The sequence below is a fragment of the Hymenobacter qilianensis genome (assembly GCF_014638675.1).
GTDB classification, from domain to species: Bacteria; Bacteroidota; Bacteroidia; order Cytophagales; family Hymenobacteraceae; genus Hymenobacter; species Hymenobacter qilianensis.
Genome location: NZ_BMFN01000003.1, coordinates 423006 through 443759, shown reverse-complemented (window position 1 = coordinate 443759; position 20754 = coordinate 423006). Strand labels below are relative to the sequence as shown.

At 47.3% G+C, this 20754-nt stretch carries 8 protein-coding genes; 1 reads left to right on the top strand and 7 read right to left on the bottom strand.

Features of this window, described 5'->3' with window-relative positions; all coding sequences use genetic code 11:
- Window positions 1-80: 80 nt before the first annotated feature.
- The 4 genes from IEW06_RS16380 to IEW06_RS16365 form a co-directional block, all read right to left on the bottom strand.
- On the bottom strand, window positions 81-5282 hold the full coding sequence (locus IEW06_RS16380) for a DEAD/DEAH box helicase family protein (RefSeq protein WP_188548600.1): 5202 nt from the start codon (window positions 5280-5282) through the stop codon (window positions 81-83).
- A gap of 567 nt (window positions 5283-5849) precedes the next feature.
- Entirely contained in the window at window positions 5850-6548 is a 699-nt protein-coding gene (locus IEW06_RS16375; RefSeq protein WP_187731746.1) for a macro domain-containing protein, read from the bottom strand.
- Complete coding sequence (locus IEW06_RS16370; protein ID WP_188548599.1) at window positions 6545-11395, bottom strand: DarT ssDNA thymidine ADP-ribosyltransferase family protein; 4851 nt, start codon at window positions 11393-11395, stop codon at window positions 6545-6547. The genes IEW06_RS16375 and IEW06_RS16370 overlap by 4 nt, the downstream gene beginning before the upstream one ends.
- 3 nt (window positions 11396-11398) lie before the next feature.
- Window positions 11399-14224, bottom strand: a complete 2826-nt coding sequence (locus IEW06_RS16365; protein ID WP_229743150.1) for an AAA domain-containing protein — start codon at window positions 14222-14224, stop codon at window positions 11399-11401.
- Between the two features lie 1015 nt (window positions 14225-15239).
- On the opposite strand from IEW06_RS16365, the gene IEW06_RS16360 reads away from it, so the two are divergent.
- Window positions 15240-15674, top strand: a complete 435-nt coding sequence (locus IEW06_RS16360) for a hypothetical protein (RefSeq protein ID WP_187731752.1) — start codon at window positions 15240-15242, stop codon at window positions 15672-15674.
- Window positions 15675-15797: 123 nt separating this feature from the next.
- On the opposite strand, the gene IEW06_RS16355 is transcribed toward IEW06_RS16360, so the two are convergent.
- The 3 genes from IEW06_RS16355 to IEW06_RS16345 form a co-directional block, all read right to left on the bottom strand.
- Entirely contained in the window at window positions 15798-17321 is a 1524-nt protein-coding gene (locus tag IEW06_RS16355; protein ID WP_187731753.1) for an AAA-like domain-containing protein, read from the bottom strand.
- Complete coding sequence (locus tag IEW06_RS16350; RefSeq protein ID WP_187731754.1) at window positions 17318-19903, bottom strand: DpnII family type II restriction endonuclease; 2586 nt, start codon at window positions 19901-19903, stop codon at window positions 17318-17320. The genes IEW06_RS16355 and IEW06_RS16350 overlap by 4 nt, the downstream gene beginning before the upstream one ends.
- A gap of 208 nt (window positions 19904-20111) precedes the next feature.
- A complete protein-coding gene (locus IEW06_RS16345; protein WP_187731755.1) occupies window positions 20112-20435 on the bottom strand; it encodes a site-specific integrase in 324 nt (107 codons plus the stop codon).
- Between the last annotated feature and the right edge of the window lie 319 nt (window positions 20436-20754).

Below are 20754 nucleotides of genomic sequence, written 5' to 3'. Positions count from 1 at the left end.
CGCGGGCGTTGACTAGTGAGCCAGGTGCAAACTGCATAGATTGAGCAATCAGAAATTAGGGGTAGGTTAGCAGGAATGGGTTAGCGCACCTTCCGAAACAGATCTGGGCGATCTGCCACTAGGTCCTCTAATGAATTGAGGTAGTGATAAGTAATGACAGAGTCCCCACGACTCTTGATGGCCGCGCGAAGCTTCTGGTCACGTACTTTTTGCGTTGGCTCGTCATGTGGGGTCCCGTCGCAGAAAATCCAAGTGCGCATTTCGGCGTCGTTGTAGCAGAAGTCAGGCTGGCAGTATAGATCATCAACTCTTAACTGGGCCACATCGGGAAGCCTATAGTTATTAAGATAGAGGTATTCAAGGAAACGCCGTTCTGTACTAGAGGACGTATCATAAGTGTTTAGAAGATGTTTGTAGTGGTGCTCGTAGTCAGTGAATTGTGGGTTGGCTTGGAGCTCTACTTGTGCGCATGAGAGTTTATCGAGCGCTTCTTTAATCAGAAAGCGGTTTATATAGTCGTGGTCGCGTTGATTATAGTAGCTAAGTAAATCACTGTAGCTGGCCTTTTCGCAGTATTCAACTTCATCGAACCGGCATAGCTTTGCCGCCATCGTCACCACCCGGTGGAATATGTCTTTGTCTTGAACAAACTGCTTTAGTACGCCGAGACTTCCCTCCGCATTCTCGAATAGAAAAATGTTGGCAGGCTTCTTTTCGTGACGTCCCATCAGCGTAACGCCAATCTCATTGGGCTCTAGCTGAAAAACTTGCTCGATGGCCCGTTTTAACGCGTATTGCAGCGTTATAACGCCGGCCTGATCGAGTGCTAATGCTGCTATAGGTTCAATGTAAAGCGCATCCGCTGTGATAGTTGTATAGAGTTGAATGCGATGGGTTGGTTCTTTGGTGGCTGGATCAACGACCGGCATCCCCTTTTTAGGTTTCTGCTCAGCTTCGCGTTGCCATTTTCCATAGGTCATTCCTACCAGAAACCCCGTCTCCTTTGCCGACCTCCATTTTCGATTTACGTGTACGAGTTGAGCTGCCGGTAGGTAAGACACGTTAAGTAAGTCAGTCTCGCCGCTTCTTACCGTTGCGAGTTGCCGGGTATCCAGTCCACCTGGTAGGGTGAAGTAGGTGTCAATCAAAAAGCCCTCCGAACGCCGCTCCTCCTCTTCACACGAAATTCGCTCAATTTCTTCAGCGCGCGTCTCAGTCATTTCCACTAGCACGTCTTTGAACTCTTCTTTCGCATCCCCGTCCAGCGGCACCCCGCTAAACGGACAAACACTGCGGTTGTAGTCATCTCCCTGCATAAAGTAGCCCGCGCCATTGCTCACTTTCGCAGAGCGAAGACTTTGTTCAATACTAGCCACTTGTAGCTGTTCAATGCGGTATTTTGCTCCGTTGTGATACACAATATTGCGGGGCCCAAATTCACGCAGCGCAACTGACCTAGAACGCGAAATAAACTCGCCATCTAAGCTACCTTTTGGCAAGAAGGTACGGATTGGTAATCGCGTGAAATTGTATCCTGGCAAGAATCCCTCAGCCGCTAGATATCGGAATGGGTAGAACTCTGAACCAGACAGGTGACTCCCTTTTACCTCGTTGCGCAATAGATGTCGCTGCTTTATGGCTTGCCGTTCCAGACGATCGGCTTGACGTAGTTCTGGGGACTTGTCCTTATAGATGGGGTTGCTCATCACGATTTGCGCGTCGAGCAGCTGTTTATCGGCCAGCTTATATAAGTTGCGCCAGCGATCTAAGGCCGCGTCGAGGCGATTAACTACCCGGTCGAGTTGTTCTTCAATCCAAGAACCATCATAATTCTGACAATCTTTTTCTGGCAACGTAGCCAAGACCTGTTCGAAGATTTCCCTTATGCGTTTTCGAGTATCTGCAGTGGGGATAAGAGCAGCACGCACGTTCGCTCTTAGAGGTAATTCCACTAAGTTGTCGGTATCAATTATGTCGGCGAGCGAGGCATTGAACTCATCGGTCCCTAGCTCTGCAAGGAATAGAGCGTTTAGGTGCGATATGAGCAGCTCACGCTGGCCTAGGTCGAGTCTGGGTGCGGCCACCTGTCCGGCCACCATCTCAGTAGCTTTCGCAAAATAATGCCGATCATGTGGGGCGTAATTTGAACAGTACGTCACCACTAGAGCAGCTTGCCCGCTGCGGCCCGCACGCCCACTGCGTTGTGCATAGTTAGCAGGGTTGGGCGGCACATTACGCATGTGCACAACGTTTAGTGAGGCTATATCAATGCCCAACTCCATTGTCGGTGAGCAGAATAGTGCATTAATATGCCCTTCACGGAAGCTATCTTCTCGCTCCTGGCGGTCCTGCGTACTAAGTTGACCAGTATGCTCGCGTCCAATCCGTTTGCGTCCTTCTGTCACGCTTGTGCGGTATAAGTCCTGAAAGAATGAACTAGGTTTTGAGATTGGAGTACTGTCTTTATAAGCACGATTACGTACTCGATCGATGCGGATTGTTTTGCCGTCTCCACGCCGCCATATAAGTTTTGAAGCATTTAGACGATAGACCGCTACAGAGTTCTGGTCGCGGTCTTTGGCTGATGTTTTCGTCAGCCACCGTGCGCCCTCGAAAGCCCCTAAGATGCCGATAATAAGTTCCTCATAATGGGCTCGACTGCCATCAGCTTGTAGCAATGGTAAACTAGCCTTTTCCCGTTGAGCGTTTTCTTCCGCAATGATGCGTCGCAGATAACGTCCCACGTTGCTTTGCGCCCCAACGCTGGCTGTAAACAAGCTTGTACTCTTAGCCAGTGGTCTATATGTTAAGACATATGGTTCGGGGATCTCACCCTTTTGTAATCGGTATGGGTCGCGCAACTCATCATTGATAGTAATGAAACGTTGCCTCATTTTTTCCGGCGTCAAGTACTCATCATTGTGCAGAGCATATGAGGTCCGGAAGTAATCGAGTAATTGACGAACCACTTCAGTGCGGCGATCAAATGATAGCTCTGATAGTAAAGGCACTCCTGCCCATTGTAGGTTACCTAGCTCGTCGCGGTCATTGCAAATCTCACTCAGGTTTGCATAATCCACCACCAGCAGGCCGCATTGTTCGAGGTTGGGCATAATCACCCGCCACCCACGCCGCAAATCGTAGAGCGCGCAGTATATTAGATAGTCCTTTAGAGCGTTGCGTGTATCTCGCTGGGCAGCCGCAAATTGTGAGGGGTTATCCGATGCCGAGTACGCCGTGATTGGCAACGCTAGGGCTTCAAATACGGCCTGTGGCAATTGAGCGAAATCCAGTGCGTGTTCCTTTGCAAGGTCAAGTGCCCTTAGGATGCCGGCCCGTAAGTGTGCCACCTGCACAAAGTCATTAAAGTGCCCTGCCTGCAGGGCTGCATCTTGCCGGTTATCAGTGAAACTAAGGAGCTTTTCCTCCCTTTCTTCGACTCCAGCGCCAGCAAGTTGTTTCAATATTGTTGACGAGAGAACCGTAGTCGAGGTGCTACGTCCCTCGCTTCCCAAAGTCGTTAGCTTTGTGCCCTCATTGGTGCGCTGGTCGTAGAAAAGCCCGCTTGTAGGGTCGAAAAGGAGAGGCGCCCGCATCCACCAGCCCGAATATGGGTGGGCATCATCTGGCAATACTGAGAAGTCGCCATCATTATTAAACCAAATTTTTTCAGGCATGAACGGCCGTTTTTCAGCCGCGAAAGGTTGCTTTGGACTAATACTCCCATTTTTAAGCCGATTGACCCATGAGTCAGGCAATTCTTCGGCGTCAGTCTCAGCGTTCCAAACGTCGTCTCCAAGGATAAGGTAGCCGCTTTCCTGTCCGTTTTCCCCAGGTCGACGAAACTCACGTTGATGAAGTACGCCTTTCGACTCTCCTTGACGCGCAACGCAGATAAAAGCGTGCCCGGATGCGCGGCTGAATGCAACTGGATAAATCCGTTGCTCTTGGCCCGAAACCGATGATACCCGCCAGACGCCGGGGTCGAGCGTTATAATGCGCTCTGGTCCTGGTGCTAAGCTCACGTATACAGCACCAGTTTGCGATATGAATTGGTGCAGTTTGAAAGGCAATAATGTGCCTCGCTGTCCCTTGCGAGCTGCATTTAGGTAATTAAGCCAATCGAGAAGCTCCTGCAGACGAGCTTTGCAGTTCTCAATTGAGGCGCCTGATGACTTATGTAGCAAATCTGCGATAGCCGGTAACGTCATCGGCGCACCACGCACAAGAGTCTTTTCTTTAATTTGAAGCGCTACTTCATTTTCAAGCCAGGCTGCCAGGGGGTGCTTCTTTAACGCATTCTCGTCGCCGCTTTGGTCGAGGGGTTGTTCGATTACTGAGCGTAGTATATCTGGGGAAGGCGGCGTGCCGGCCGCACCAAGCGAGTAATCCAGCGTCTCATTGATGACATCCTTGGATGTAAAGGTTGTCCCGAAAATGGTACTTGCTACTGTAGCAACTTGCTCGCGCTGTTCAGCCAGAGTCCCGCCCGTGACCATAGTCGCGGAGGTCCCAATACAGGTGACTAAATGGCTAGACTGTGTCCGTAGCCGCCGAATGAGCAGGGACACATCAGCTCCCTGGCGTCCACGATAAGTATGCAGCTCGTCAAAAACTAGGAATTTCAGGTGCTCAAACAGTGTCGCGCGCATGGTCCGCTCTTGAGTTCGAGTCAGCACCAGTTCCAACATCATGTAGTTGGTCAGTAAGATGCTTGGAGGATTCTCTCGGATACTCGCCTTTTCGCCGTCTTTCTCCTGTCCAGTATATTGGCCATAGGTAATTGGAAATGGCTGTTGCGTTCGCTCTACGTATTGCCTCTCATATTTCTGGATTTCCTCGAACTGTGAGTTAATAAGGGCGTTCATCGGGTAAACGATAACTGCCCGCACCCCTGGCTTCGTGGGGGGGTGAAGTAATAGGTCATTGAAAATGGTCGCCAGATAGGTAAGTGACTTACCTGAGCCAGTGCCCGATGTTACTATAAAGCCCTCGCCTTGGCTGCCCTTGCGGATTGCAGCCACTTGGTGCTCATACAGCGAGAAACCGTGGAAAATATTGGCCACTGCAGGGTGAAGTATTGCCGCATTACAGAGCGTCTCTACTGACTCACCCGCACGAAAAGCAGGGTTGAACTGTAGTAATGGGTCAGGCCAAAGCTTTCCAGCCTCTAGCTCCTTCTCAACTGTTTCGCGAATGGATTCATCTTGTATACTGATGAAACCAGTAATGTAGGATTTATAATCTTTGACCACATCAGCGTGGACGGAGAAAATATTCATTGGATTGTCAATAATACTTGGCAAGCTAGGAACAAAGGAATATAGTCTGCCGATCTGCTCAGGCACATAAATACGCACCAGGCTTCTGGCCTTTCATAGCGTGGGAATGCAAATTGCTAATTAGTAGATTTTTCCTCTATTAGGAGCGACTTTAGTCACCTGTCTACTAATTGCCTTCGAACAAACAGTGCTTTGTGGATCTAAAGCTAGCCAGTACGAAAATGCTTGCGTTAGGAGCCTAATGACCGAAACGGCCTCGGCTAATTCGCGCTGGGCATCCAACTTCACAGTTGTTTAATAAGAAGATTACTTGTATTGAAAAATGCTAAAGTATAAACAGTAATTCAAATTCAATGCTATTTTCCCAGCTCAATCCTGAAGTTTGAAACTTTACTTCTGAAAAGTAAAAATTATATTGATACAGTATATTGTTTGTAAAATATTTGAGTTTTAGTAGGCCCTTCCTGGTACTTAGCACCTAGGGAAACCGGGTCAAGAGAAGAAGGGCGCTAGTTAACATCGTTGAGGTGTAAATTCAGATGCATTTGAGATACAGCAACCTATTCTTTAAAAAAGAGAGGTTTGCTGACCTCCTGCATGTGGATTCATAACCATAGAAAAACACTTTGCTAAAGTCTTAAGGCCAATACCATCGTATTCTAGCATATCAACCAGTGAATTAATATGGCCGTTGGCCAAAACCTCTGAAATCTGACTGAGTATGGCTGTTTGTCTTATGCCTGTTACCTGCGGCAATTTTTTCGGCGGAATTGATAACCACCGACCTCGAAATGCTTCAAACAAGTTGTCGGGAGCCGCAGCGTCGTGCTCGTAGATTTCGATTGGCAAGTGACAGTCTATTAGATGTTCTTCCATGACTCGACGTACTACCTGAGGTGGTAAGCCCCCATTTTGGGCACCCAGAAGGGGAAAAGCTATAGATGTGATGTTTAGGGCTTGGTAGTTTTGCCGGAAGAACTGCAGGCCCTGCTCAATGTACTCAAGTTTGCTGGGCAACTTCCAGTGAGTTTTAGTTGGAAAGTTTAGCACGGTCGGTGTATTGACTGCGCCATGATAAAGCCACAGGTTACCCACCTGAATTTCATGATTCCGGCATTTGCGCTGGTATTCTGTAAACAGGTGTGGGTAACGTAGTCGGTATACCAGGGCAATGCCTTTGCCCATTACGCCCACACAATTGACGGTATTGACCAGCGTTTGACAGGAGGAATTAAATAGATTGCCTTTGATAAATGTGATACTCATACCTCAGCAAGCTCCTCTTTTAATTCGTTGATATATACAATAAACGAACGACGCTGCTCGTCCTCAAAAGTGATCGTGAATGGAATGTCGTGAGTAAGAGTCAACTTAAAGGGCTCCTCAAAGATTAAGTTATTGCCAACAGATTTGTAATCAGCGACTTCTATATCCTGTACAGCTCCTAAATCAGAGGCAGAAAATATCAGAGTGTAAGGCTCTGGAAATAAGCGTTCATTTTTGTGCTGGGGACTTACAGTAAGAGTGCAACCACTATACTCACATTCAACATACGCATTCTTTCTGTGGAAAATCCCATCGCAATCGGTGGTAATGTCGCGTGCAAATTTGTGATTTTCCCCCAGCAGAGAATATAAAAGGTCAGCAGTTGAATCATCACGAACAATAATATCAACCTCTTCAAATTCATTAAAATCAAGCTCATCAAGTATTAGCATTTCCTGTTGAGATGCCTTGATGTAAGGTATGTAATCAGCTCTTTTCCAATATCTTTCAGGCACTAAAAAAAGGTTTTCAAAATCGAAGCGGTTTATGACCTTTTCAACAGGCCCATAACCTGCTACGTCAGCCTGCATGTTACCATTGCTTATATGTACACTAGCGCGTTTCTTTTCGAATATCTCCTTTAGTTTAAACCTAAAAAACACAGGAATAGGGCACTTTGGAAAGTTCAGCCCTTTTGCTCTATCATATAAATATTCTAGACGGTCCATGCCCAGCCCCTCATTATAAAATTGCGTTGGAGACTGCGGACGGAAGTAAAACCGGGCGTAGCTATGTGCATCGTGACGGCGATTGACCACTGACCCTGCAGCATCTGCTAATTTGGTTGTGCTTTGTAGTGCTTTGTTGCGACTTAAGATTTTGCCAGAACGAATAATATCAAGTGCGTTGGTTAAATGAGTGAAGTGATAAGCATAGCCTTTCCAATTAGAATTCAGCATTTGAATCTGGAATTGGAAATGAAGTGCTGCATCCAACTTAATGGCTGCTTTTACTGCTTCTCTGGCGGAACTAGGTAAAGTATTATTCTGAACGAGTTGCAGTAACTCCCAACGGTCGTTAAATGCCTTCACCCAATCGGGGTTAAAACTGCTCCAGCAACGATACGGTGATGACATTGCTAGCCAATTGATCTTATGGGCGAACACCTCTAGGATATGAGTCGAAAACGACTCCGTGTTTTTTGCCGATATACTTGTCCAGTCAAGTTTATCCTGCAGGGCCAAAAGTATTTTTTTTGGCCATTTGATATCAGCGCGGAATGATAAAGAATTGAAATCCAGTGGTTTATTAGCAATCTTTATAAAAGTGGGGTCAGCGGGATCACACTCGGGACGACGCGACAATGCTGCCCAGTCCCAAGGATGATGCTCCAACGCAGCCATATCGGCGGTTGAGAGAGTCAGGGCAGTGTTAGCTGACAATGCTGCCCAGTCCCAAGGCTTTTGTTGTAGGCGGTCTAAATCGGCGCGCTTCAACGCTAATTTAGGCGAAGCCGACAAATGAGACCAATCCCACCTTTGATTGCGATACTCGAGTATGAGCTCAGGTTCGAAAACCGTATCAGTCCGGTGGCTAAATCGGTCCCACCGGATAAAACGGGCAAAGCGGTCGTAGAGAGGTTTATTCTCTTGGAAAGGCTTGCTCGGCCTTAAGAACTGGCTGAATTCAGACAAATAGTCCCAGTCCCAACGAGGCCGCAATGAGGGATGCAGCAGATAAGTTCGGTCGGTATTGACGAATTTGTTTTTTGATAATGTATGCCAGTGCCACTTGTCGGCATAGCGTTCGACGAAGCGCAATGTCAGATGCAAGCGCAAGCGTGGGTCATCGGAAAGAACCTCCCAATCGAATGGGTAATCGGGCAGAATTTGTGATTCGGATGGGGAAGTGGCAGGTGCGGCCAGTTCAGGAAAAACAACTTCCAGTGGCAGTCGTTGCGTAAGGGTACGCCAAGCTGAGTTCTTGACCTCAATGGATTGAAAAGTACTAATTATTGCGGCCAGTTTATCGAGGTCGGCCACCAGCTCACTTGGTTTGTAGTGGTGGGCTAATAAATGTGGCCAATCGAGTTGCTCATTGAGAGAGTAGTTAAAGAGCAGGTGCTGCCTTATTGTGGCGGTCGTTAAGGTGGTTCGCGTGAGTTGAGCCCAATCAACAAACGAGGTCAGTGCGGGCAGGTACGCGAGGAGCTGGGCCTCAGTGATGTGCCGACTGACAAATACCCAATCCCAGGCGAAGCGGAAAGCAGGGGCTTGCTCAAGGCTGACGGCAATGGGTAGCTGGGCCGCCAAAGGCAGAGTGAGTTGATGAATGCGCACATCACCGGAGCGCTCGAAATAAGTGCTCGCCAGTGGAAGCAAATCAATCAGATCAGCTGGTGGCATGGCAGCGGCCAGATACGACCACTCCCAGGGTAACTGAAAAGCTGAAGTTTTACGCAGAAAATCGGCCACAGCGGCGGGGTCGCGCCGGCAGATTGGAACAAGGTCTAAGTGTTCAGCATAGGTGTCGTAGTGCGTTAAAAGCACCTTGACGGGCAGTTGAGCGCTGAAGAAACTCCATGCGAGCTGCCGGTTGGCTGGGCCCGTGGCAGTAGCCAGTTCGTGCCAGTAGTGAAGCCGATCCGTCAGCTCCGTAACGCTATGGCGCTGAAGCAACCGCGGCCAATCGAGCTGTCCGCCATAGGTGGCAATGAGTTCAGTAGTCCAGACAATACGTGGATTGCTCGTCAGGGATGGCCAGTCCCAGGCAAAATCAGGGTACTGGGTTAACAGTTCACTACTATCGATATGGCCGCTGATGTACGCCCTTCCTGTTGGGGTGCTTACATTGGAATGGTAGCGGGCGAAGCAGAGGGCATCCCAAGACAGGACCTGGTTAGCCTCAAAGCCTGGTGAACTGGGCTGAGAGCCCCATCGGAGCAAGCCTTCCCCATCGAAGAAATCGATAAGCGCGGGTGTCCAACGCAGGCGGTCAGTGGTAAGAGGAAATACACGGTCCTTATTTGCCCGAATGAGGTATAAAAAGCGAGATTGGTCAAAACCCACAGGAGGCAGGCTATTAACCCCAAGCATAGCCTTGATAAGGTTTTGCCAGCTCAGATATGGATGCAGTTGGTCAATATGCTCCCAAATAAACCAGGAGGCCAACGCAGGCTGCACCTCAGACCAGAGCCATGCCCCTATTGCATTTTGTGAAAGCTCAATTTGCAGAGCAGCCTGTACGAAATCAGCACCCCGCTGGGAGAGGTAATAATGATTGAGCGGCAGTAGTGGCAGATAGGCCAGTACAAAGTCGTCGGTGAGGATATCGGTTAATAGGGACCAATCCCAATCGAAAAATTCCTCATCGCCAAGCTTCGTCCGAAAATCAGATATTAAGATTTTTTGTAGCAACTCCTCTACCGCTGGAATAGGACGGTTGGAGAGTATGCTGTAATCTAGCGGTAAAATAAGTCGCCCATTATGCTGTTCAAGAAGCTGAGCCAATAAAAATTCCTGTGTCAGCTCATTGCTCAACAATGACCAGTTCCAGTCAAACAGTGTTCTGTCTGCTGTTTGCGCCCGGAATTCGGAAGTCAGAATTTTGTCGAGCAGGGCCTCTACTTCCTGCGTTGGCCGACGGGAAAGGGTTGGATAATGAAACGGAAATGAAAATTCAGCGTTTTGCAGATCCAGCAAATGGTCCAACAAAAATTCTATGCTCAGCCGTCTGGACACGGTGGGCCAATGCCATTTGTCAGCTGGGTAATTACCCAGCGAAGCTTCAAGCAGGGGCAACGGAATGAGGTCGGAAAGTTGGGGGGAAAGGGATGACGTTATAAGGCGTTGCATTTCGTCCAAGACTCCATCACCGAACCAATCGAGCCGTGGGTCGCGCAGCAAAGCAGTAAGGTCCCAGTCGAACCTAAAGCGTCGGAGGGCAGATACCTCAATTCGTTTAGTCGAGTCACGCTGGAAGTGCTCGAATTCGCACTGATGTGCTACAACAAGCCGAAACCTAGTGCTGGCCTCGTCATTGAGCACGGCTGCCAGGGCAGGATGCGGCGCCCCCCCAGGGCCAGCTAATAGGTAGTAGTCAGTGGCATCGGTAGTGGACGGCACATTGGTCGGCTTGTAGAAGTAGCCAGTGACTAATAAGTGAGCAGAGGTTTGCTTGGTCCGTGTTTCCTTTGGCTTGGTCCGTGTGTCCTTGGGCACAAGGCAGGTCAACCCCATAATTTCCATCCCGTGGTCGGCACCTGACGCCGCTAATTGCTGTCGGACGGTGAACAGACACTCGGGTCCGTTTGGCTCTTTAGCCAAGTCCGCCAGCTGCGGGGGATAAGATATGAGCTGGCGTCCCCCTAAGGTAGCGGGATGGTCTAACTCGTGGAAAGGCCAATTACTGGGTTCTGGAAAACCATTGAGTTGATGATAAATACAGTCGGCCTTGTAGTAGAGGTATTTGGTCTGTGACAACAAAGCCGCATGGCCGTCAGGAGTAAGTGAAAGAATTCCTGGCTGGGGCCAACTCACTAAGCCAAAGGTCGCCAAGCTGGTCAGTAAAGCATCAAAAACAGCCTGCTCAGCCGGGTCATGGTAACGCCGCTCAGCTGGTATATCACAGATAGCAAATCCGAGGGCATCGGCCAGATCCAAAACTGCAACTTGACCACTAAAATGTGCGATGATGCGCAGGAACAGGTCGTCCTGGGCCGTGGTGGGCTGAGGACAACGATAAATGACGCCGCCTACAGTGCATTGCCAAAGCGGCAGTTCAAAGACGCTGGAATCCAGATAGGAATAGCCCGTAACGGGCAAGGTGGCGAGTTCGGGAGCAAACATGGCTCAGGCTGAGTGGTCGAGGTAGGGTAAGAGCTCCTTGTAATCAATGACGTGGCCGCAGCGCACTACGGTCTCATATACACGGCGGTAGCAATCGTTGCGGCTGAAATGACGGCTATTGCCGACGACGATAAGCAAGCGCTTGGCGCGGGAGAGGGCCACGTTTAACCGGTTGGGAAACTGGGCAAATCCCAGGCTTGTCTGGAGCGGATAACCGCCGTTGCTGGGGTATGCGGTCAGGTCAGGCTGCTGAAAGCGTGACTCCATTATTTTATTGCTGCGGACCAGCGAAACCACTACAATATTGCGCTCCATGCCCTGAAACCTGTCCACAGCGCGGGCACGGGCGGGTAGTTTTTTCTTGAACTCATCGGCTACTTCCTGCAAGAGCTTAGCTTGCTGCGAGTAAAAGGTTATAAGGCCAACTTCCTGATCTTCGGGCTTATTCCAGTGCCCCTGAAATTCAGCAAACCCCTGACTGAGGGTAAGACACTTCAATATTGCCCGCACCGCTTGTACCTCGGCCAGATTGAGGCGGGAAGATATGCCGGCACACATTTCGGGCTCGTCTACCTCCACCCATATTAAATGCTGATTCGGCTGGAGTAGTTTCTCGTGGTGCAGTCCATGGTAACGGCTTAGGGGATTATTTAAATTAGGATCGTCGGCATCTGCGGCAGGAATGCCACATAGCAGTCCTCCGTCTTCCCGGTAAAACTGTTGGATAGCCTCGTTGATGTGCGGATGCATTCGATACTGAGTATTGAAGCGCGAGACTACACCTGGTGCAACACCGAGGCCTGTAAAGAGGCGTTCAAACTGGGAAGTCTCAGCATCAGCTCGTGAAAACTGTTGGGCTAATTCGGTTTCGCCTTCGTCTTCGAGTGTCGTCTTGAAGTCGGCTTCATCCAACATGGGAGGCAGCTGCCGGTGGTCGCCGATAATAATGGCTTTTCGCGCGTAAATCAACGACAGGGCCAACTCGGGAGGGGTAGCCTTACTGGCCTCGTCCATCACGACTACATCAAAACAAATGCCTGGTGCAGGTCCTTCCTTTTCAGGCCTTTTTCCTTCCCGAGCAGGCTTTTCCTCCGCACCAATCTTAGGTTCCGGGCGGTTGGCAAATACGGTCTGATATTGACGGAAGAAAGTTGTTGGAACCCCTTTTGTATTTTTCTCGCCTATTGAGCTACCGGTAGCTCCAATCACATTAACGTGGTCAAGGTATTGTTTGCGAAAGAGCCTTTTTAGGTCTTCGGGCGGAGCATCCAAAGTGGCAGCCCAAGTGGCTTGTAAATCAGCTGGCAGGGAGTTGCAAGCCGCAGAGCGACGAGCAATATTCTCTAACCATTTGCAAACGATGTTATCACGCAAATTAGGCACCATGTCGCTTTCCGCAGCATCGGCCCAAGCCTTTATTTTAGGCAGTGAGTAGCGGGAGCCCTCGTTTTCCAGATTTTTTTCACTGCCAATACGAATGGGCTTAACTAAATTGTGGTGACGGTTCTCAAGCTTCTCTAATGCATTGTCTACTGCCATGTTAGTTTCCGAGGTTAGCAGCAGGCGTTCGTGCGGATTACGCCGCACATGATGCCAGATAATCTGAGATATAGCAGTTGATTTGCCAGTACCAGGCGGGCCTTGCACCAAAGCCAAATCGGGAACCAGCAGGGTCGAGACAATGGCTTGCACCTGCGAATCATTCAGGGGCAGAAATGAGTGGGCGGCTACCTCATTCCAGGTTTGGGAGCCGGGCAACAATTCATCAGGCAGTTCGGCCCCACGCGCCGCGGCCGCGTCATACAGGAATAACCGGGTCTGGGGATTGGGCAGCGGAGCTTTGGGGTCTGCAATGATGCGTAAAGCATCCGTTAACCGTGCAAGCTTTTCGCGGTCACCTGTCAGGTTTGGCTGTAAAATGCCCTTGCTCAGTGCCTCCAGCAACACTTTGGGTGTAGCGGCAGGGACTCCGGGCTGGTCGGGGAACAAACCAATACGAAGCGCTGGGTACTTGACTCTTTCGAGAACACCAACTCGCACCCTTCCAGGCCCTTGACCTATTTCAATTTCTGCCCCGATTAACTTGGATAGCCGGTCGGTCTCATACTGAAGCCGGGCTGATTGGTTGTCTGCAGCTTTAAATTCAAGCCGAGTGCTACCCGCCAGTTCAAGAGTAAATTGTTGGATAAACCAATTGGCTTCGCGTAGTTCCTGCATGTAGTTGCAGAAACGAACGTAGTGCTGTTCTTTTTCCTCAAAGGGTAAAAAATAGCGGAAGCATACTGTCTCACCGTTATTGAGCAATTGGACTTCTAACTGTGGAAACGCAGAGCGCAGCTGCTTCAGTAAACCCTCAAATGGGGCTAAACCTAACTGGATAAGGGGGTAAAAGTCTACAGGGAGGGAGAATTTATAGAGTAAGTCATAATACTTGACGCGCGTGTAGCCCTGGGCACGCAACTTTGTGGCGCCGTGGAGGGAGACACCCGCAAGGTTGTTAACCTGGAATGTATGTAATTCAGGCGGTTGCCCAGGCTTGTTGGCCCTGAGTATGGCTTGTAGCCCTCCATAAGTGAAGCTATTATCAGATAAAAACTGAAGAATCTCCTTCTCAGGTAAGTCCACGTTGCGTACCAGCACCCAGAGCTTTTTCCCTGTATCATCCAGGCCCGATTTAACTATAATGAGGCGCCCGTCAAGGTCTGCCTCGATGAGTTGCTGGTTAACATAGCTCTCAACCGGAGGAGCAGTGTTGCCGCTGATAAGCGTAATGTGCCCTTCGAGAAAGGGGTCGGGCTCATAGTCGAAATTACACTCATCGGCTACCAACTTAAATCGCCGAAGCTGACCGGGCTGAACTGAGGTTTCCCAGTCAAGCCAGAACACCCCACGCTCAGGGTCTATGTCGGCGGGCTTAAGCTGAAAATTGGCCTCTAATTCCTTATAGAATTTGTTTCGCTCATTGGGGGGCGCCACTTCCACCCGGAGCTCGGTATCAGTCAGGCTTTCGGGTGATATTGGCTTTATGCGAATGGGCAGTTCATGCTTGCCAACCAGCGCGTATTTAGCTTTAATGAACAGGTCCCAGCTTTGCTGCTGAGCATTCTCATTGAGCAGTTTTTTAGGAACGGCAGGCATCTGTTCTGAAAAAGATGGGTGGTATTGCAAGTCGGTAAAGTGACACTGACCCTCGTTGTTAAACGATGTCCCATGCGTTTCTTTTTACCTTTATCCTCCCAAGAAGCTCTGGCAAATACTATACACGAGGCCGTCAATGTGATTTTAACCTTATGTCAAAGTTTAGTCCAAATATTACATAACCGACCTGTTTTTCCGCGCTTTTGGTTCCGATTTCCCGCATCAAGCGGCTTTGCTGAAGCCGATGACCCTGTTTCTGTTCGTCGACGTGGGTGGGGCCGAGAAAGATATTTACCGGGTGCCACCCTTGCAGGCGTCATCGGTCCTCGCCCCGACAGTCGGGCAGTTGCTGGGGATGGCTTTCTTAGCAGTGATCGGGTGTGGCCTAGCCGAGTGGTGACTCAGCACCCAAAGCACCGCCGTATTTTGGGGTGGCCTGCTGGCCGGGCTCGCAGGCGTAGGGGCAGGCGGACTGGCCTTGCTCACGTGGGGGCTCCGCCTGCACTACGCGTTGCGGGGGCAGGGTGCCCAGTTGCCGGGGTTAGTGCTCCCCCGGCTGGCGCGCTTAATCCTGTCCGAGCTGGGGCTGCGACTGTGCGGCCAAAGCACACTCAAGCTTTTTACCCACGTCTTTATGCGCTGGGTGCGCAGCCAGAACTACGAACAACTATAGCGTTCCCCGAACGAGACCAAGCCCGCTTACCAGGTGCTCAGCAGTATTATTGGCACGATTGCCACCGACTATGAGCGCCAAGGCACTCGCCCCAGCAAAAAGTGCCCAGCAGCGGCCGCCAGCACAGGAAAGATATCCCAACAATTGGCAGCGGTGTATCCCACGATTGCGCGGGCTCGGCAGATGGGCACCACGCTGTGGTGGCAGCAGGACAAAGGGCGGCTACCAGCCATTGTGGCCAGCGCTGAGATCACCTTGTGCTACCAGCTGTTGCGGCGCTTTGAGAAAACGCCCCCCGGCCGGTACCCAGGAAGCAGACGTGCTGCGCCGCGCGCAGCTGCTATGGGGGCGTACCAGCGGGGTGGCAACGGTTTCATCTTGCCGGTGGAGGCGCTGCGCATCGTGCAGGATCCCGCCGGGACAGTGGAGCAACTGCTCGTCGGCCAAAGCAAAGTAGATACCGGTTAACATTGACCTTAAGGGTTGCTTGACTAGCAGCGGTCCGCATACCGCTTTGCTCCCTATTCAATTCCAATAAGAATCACTTGTCGGCACTAAGATGATGTGAAATTAATACCCCCTAAACCATAACTAAGAAGTAATACATCGTCTGGCAATTTCGAAAAGGCTATTAGCAGCAATTACTTCAGGCTCCAAGTCACTTTCAGGAATATAAGACCTTAATGCAACTGAAGGATGAATGTTGTTTCTCCATTCGCGCAATGCATGTTGAGGTTCGAAAACTCTTCCTGTTTTAGTGATAAATTTTGAAACCTTGATTAGGTTGACAAACCGCCATGTAAGCGGATCAGTTTGTATTTCATGAGGGGGGTTAAAAGAAACTCTATCTGTTCCTGCTCTTGAACTCGTAGCATTTGTAACTGCTGTAGCTAAATCAGTAGCCGACTGTTGTTTTAACCAATCAATTAACATGCCTTCAAGTGCACAACCAAATCCCGTAAGACTTAATCTGTAACTACCAACATTAAATGCTAATACAGCGCCTTTGTGGGCATTATAAACAATTTCTCTAGTGTTATTGTCAGTTATAAAACTAAAACTACTCTCAGTTAATTCAAAAAGGTGTGCTCCAGATACGATTAAACCTGGACTTTCAGATATTTGTGGACTATTGCTTGCAACTTCAGAATAAAGTTTATTACGAAACACTAACTTATTGCCGCTTTGTTTCGCTATTCCTATAACTTTTAAAAATTTAAAGTTGTCATTCGCAGGTTCGTAAGCAACTTGACCAGTAGATATCATTCTTGCAACAATCAAACGAAGATCTTCATCATTTATAACTTTTCTAAAAATATTAACTACATGTGGATCGTCACCATTAGAAAAGCGCAGTTTAATTTTCTCAAATTGTTTATCTCTTTCTGTTTCCTCAGACTGTGCAACAGTAGCAAATATTTTTTGTAGCAAATACGGTTGGCCATCTACAAAATCAAAAGCCTTATTTACAATATCTATCGCCTTATCTCCAAGAACCTTTTCTGCTATCTCTATTCCTTGACCTTCTGTTATATCTTCTGTTTCTATTAATTGACAAACATTAAATGGCGAATTGAGCTCATCTACTAGCTTTTCTTGACGAAACGTTCCAGAAAATGCGAAGACTAGCCTAGAAGGTAAACCCCCGTCTTCTGAAGACGCGCGACGGCTTGCAATTGCGCGGATTTGCCCATAAAATGCATTTCTCCATTCATCATTGCTAATTCCAGATGCTTCGTCAATAATAATTACAATAGGGTCTTTTCCATCTGGAACAACTCTTTCTAAAGCAACAGACACTTCATCGTAAGATTCTGTAGATGAAGTACTGTAAGCCAATTCCTTAGATATCTCAGTAGCAAACCAAGACACTAATTCTGTATATGATTTCAAAGGTGGAAGCTTTTGTAGGTCTACAAAAGCACATTTAATTCCTGCTTCAATAATATTAAGCTTGATGCGGAGAAGAGCAGATGTTTTACCATGTTGTCGCGGGCCAAGTAAAAGCACCCAGTTTTTAGAAAATAATTGAGCAAGCGTTTCTTGCTCAAATTCTCGGGCAACGTAAGTATCTGCGCTAATGGGAACAGGGCCTTGGGTAAAGAATTGACTCATTTAACATTGTTAATAAAAAGCGTGGTTAATTCAGAAATGCCTCCGTAAAAATCTACAGCTTGGCTGAACCAATCTAGCTTAGATGTATACCCGAATCCATCCGCTAGTATGATGCCATAGAGGTCTAACATCCTTAATGCATCTGATATCTCTTCTCTAGTGATGCTCAGACCAAATTCTTTTATTGTGTGCTCGATAATTGTAGGTGTGAATGTTTCCTCTCTAATTAATAAACTTATTAATTTTTCTAAATGGGTTGCTTGGCCCCAATACGTTGCTAAATAGTTTTCAGCATATTCATAGTTCTCAGTGACTTGAATAATATCATTAACCGATAGTTCGGTATTTAGACGGTTAGAGCGTGTATTAATTGAGCTGATAAGCTTGTCACCTATATACTGTAATAGTCTTGGATGGCCACTTGTTCTCCTCCATGCCTCACTCAAGAATAATGCTTCATTTATAATAGATATTTGCAAAATTCTGAGTGGTTCAATTAATAAACGTTCAGAGGCACTTCTTGAAAGTTGTTGCAAAAAAAGGCTTTTACTAAAATTCCAGTGTGGCGAATGAGGATTCCACATTTTTTGAGAAATCGTTCTTTCTCCAGAAAAAACAAATTCAGCCAACGATTCTTGAGAAATAGCTCTGCATGCTTTAAAGAACCCTTCGGTTACTTCATTATCAGTATGTTGTTGGTCCCAGTATAGTAATTGATCTACTTCGTCAAGTAAAAGCACAACCCTTTTACTACTTCCTTTTTTCAATTGCTCAATTATATCAAAAAGGTGATGAGGCTTAAACTCGTTTGGTACTTTAATCTTCCATTGCCGAGTTGCCATTTTCCCGAAATCAGACCAGTTTTTGACTACTTGGCAATCGCCAAAATATGCAAGAAATCCAGATTCTGTTAATCTACTCTCAACATGTCTCATCAACGATGTCTTACCAATTCGCCTGCCTCCTAAAAGAGCTATGCTATTAGTGCTAAGGGTAGCTAACATTGTTGCATGTTCTTCCTCTCTACCAAAGAACATGCGCTCTGGTGTGACACTATTTACAACGAAAGGAGAAACTTTAGTTAAATCACTTTGGTCAAGTATAATTTTTGCTAGTGTATCTCGCGTAGATGATGAGCTAGTCGCCATTAGATATAGGCTGTCCACATCTAATACTACAACGTTAACTGCCATAACTCTCTGCTGTTTACGTAGAGCAGTTATATCAATAATGCTTGAAAAGCTTGGGATTATTAATATTGATATTAAGTTATTAGGGTATTTATTTATTGTTTGTTTAGCAATCTCTTTAATAGTATCTCTACTTGCTTTTTGCTGAGCGATGCTTAAAAGCTTAGAGGGGAGCACAGAGTCGGCTTGTATCGTTATCTCAACTTGCGCGTCAAAGCCATTGTTTTGTATAACAAAGTCATTCGGTGTGTAATTTCCTTTTAAAAGTAGTGTGAGTATATTTAAAGCTAGTACTGCATCAAAATTCTTCTTTAACCCAATAACAAGTTCAACTTCTTGTTTTCTTCTCCAAGATAAAGCTTCTCCCCCTGGCTCAAGGTCTAAAGCCAATTCTGGATGTTTAACTCTAAAACTAGCCAATGAAAGTTTTGCATCATTTATTTTAGCAGGAAGGTCTTTCGCCTTCAAACTAAGGGTACTTATTACTGTACTGTTTATTATAGTTTCGAGAGACTCTCGTTTTTCTTCAATCTGCAGTGATTTTTCATTTATTATCTTTTCAATAGAGGCATTTAGGCCACCACTTTCAGCTTGCCTAATAGTCATGCAAGCAGAAATTCCTGAAAACAACTTTTCTAGTACTTTGTCAGGAGTTTCTGATATACCCTTACCATCAGCTATTAGAATTAGGTTTATGTTATGCTCATTAAGCTCTTCTTGCAATGAAGGGTATGTTAAAGTCAAATCGCGCTGTTGTCTACCTCCGGAGTTATTTTGAAATACAGAGGCTATAGCGATTCTATTGACTCCATCAACTTGTAATAAATAATCAACCCTACGCTGCGCAAAACGGGGCATCATATTTCGATCAGCTATTTTGACTCTAGAATTAACATTAAGGCTAATAATACATTGCTGTATTATTGATGTTATCCTATTGTTGATTTTGTTTGTAATTCGAAATCTTCTTTTGGGGGCGTCAGCAGCTATAAGTGAGACTTTAACTAAATCACCAATGTGCGGTGATTTGATTAAATTAGATATGCCAATTCCAATTAAAATGTTAGCAATCTCAATAGCTGATTGCTTTGTTTTTGGTGGTTTAGCAAGTAAGTTTCGTTTATTGCCAAGATCTATATCGTTTGATATAGCTAACAATTTCTTAATTATTTCTAATATAGTGGGTTCCGAGAGTAGAGAATTGCTTAAGGTTTTTACATCTAAACTATCCTGCTCGCATAAGGTATCTAATAATTCAATGCCTGGTTTTAATATCACTATTTGCTCCTCAATATCTTCCCAATCGACTAAGTCGTTCGGTTCATATATTCCTGGAGTAATTGAATTTTTGAAATCGCTAATTTCTGAACTTCCAAAAAGATCCATTGTCATATAAAAGGGTCATTCGTCCAAAGCGATGATAGCATCGTAGAGATGGCGTTATCATCACTTTGCCTTGTGATGTTATACAAGGTGAGGCAAAATTTACGAAAGTCAATAAGTTATAGACCAAGTTTACTGGATGGATTATGCTGCCCCACATTGTCCAGACGGGTATAGCGGCGAATCATCCCACTAGTTTTGTGTTTGGTCTGATTCATTACTTCCGAATCATCAGCCCCGCCAGCTTTGCTACCATTACAAAGGAAACACGTAGCGAGTGAGCTGAATACTTCTGACCCATATATCTCTGCACAATCAAATTTAAATGTTTGTCCGTCAGACGACGCTCAGTGAGCCGTTCTCCTTTGCGAAAGGAGACAAACACCGGCCCCGATGTACGGTCCAATCGTTGCACCCAGATCTGCAGCGTGCGGATAGGACACATTTTAAAGTCTGGCGAATATAAGATAGCCTTTTCCTCCACCGCACTGTATTGATTGGTTTTGCTCTTGGCCAAGTTCACAATCAATCCTTCCTCCAAGAATGATAAGTTCTCCACATTAAGCCCTGCCAGCTCGGAGCGGCGAAAGTTTGCACACTGGCACTACCAACAGTCGTGGGATGGTCGTATTCACCGGCCTGCAAGCGAAGCTTTATTTTGCCGCAGTTCTAGCGCCCAATGGACGTGACTCCCTCACAAATGTTTTGAGCACTACTACCCTGCAGGTGGGGCCGCTGACGGCTGGCGGCGTAAGTCAGCAGCTAGTGGTCACTCAAAGCAGTATTCATCCTACTAGTCCGGAGGTACCAAGCTTGCGCATCACGGAGGTCGACGAGAATAATATTGTCCTACCTACTTC

Coding starts and splice junctions, on each gene's coding strand:
- IEW06_RS16380 (WP_188548600.1), bottom strand. CDS start 5,282: ATGAATATTTTCTCCGTCCACGCTGATGTGGTCAAAGATTATAAATCC.
- IEW06_RS16375 (WP_187731746.1), bottom strand. CDS start 6,548: ATGAGTATCACATTTATCAAAGGCAATCTATTTAATTCCTCCTGTCAA.
- IEW06_RS16370 (WP_188548599.1), bottom strand. CDS start 11,395: ATGTTTGCTCCCGAACTCGCCACCTTGCCCGTTACGGGCTATTCCTAT.
- IEW06_RS16355 (WP_187731753.1), bottom strand. CDS start 17,321: ATGAGTCAATTCTTTACCCAAGGCCCTGTTCCCATTAGCGCAGATACT.
- IEW06_RS16350 (WP_187731754.1), bottom strand. CDS start 19,903: ATGACAATGGATCTTTTTGGAAGTTCAGAAATTAGCGATTTCAAAAAT.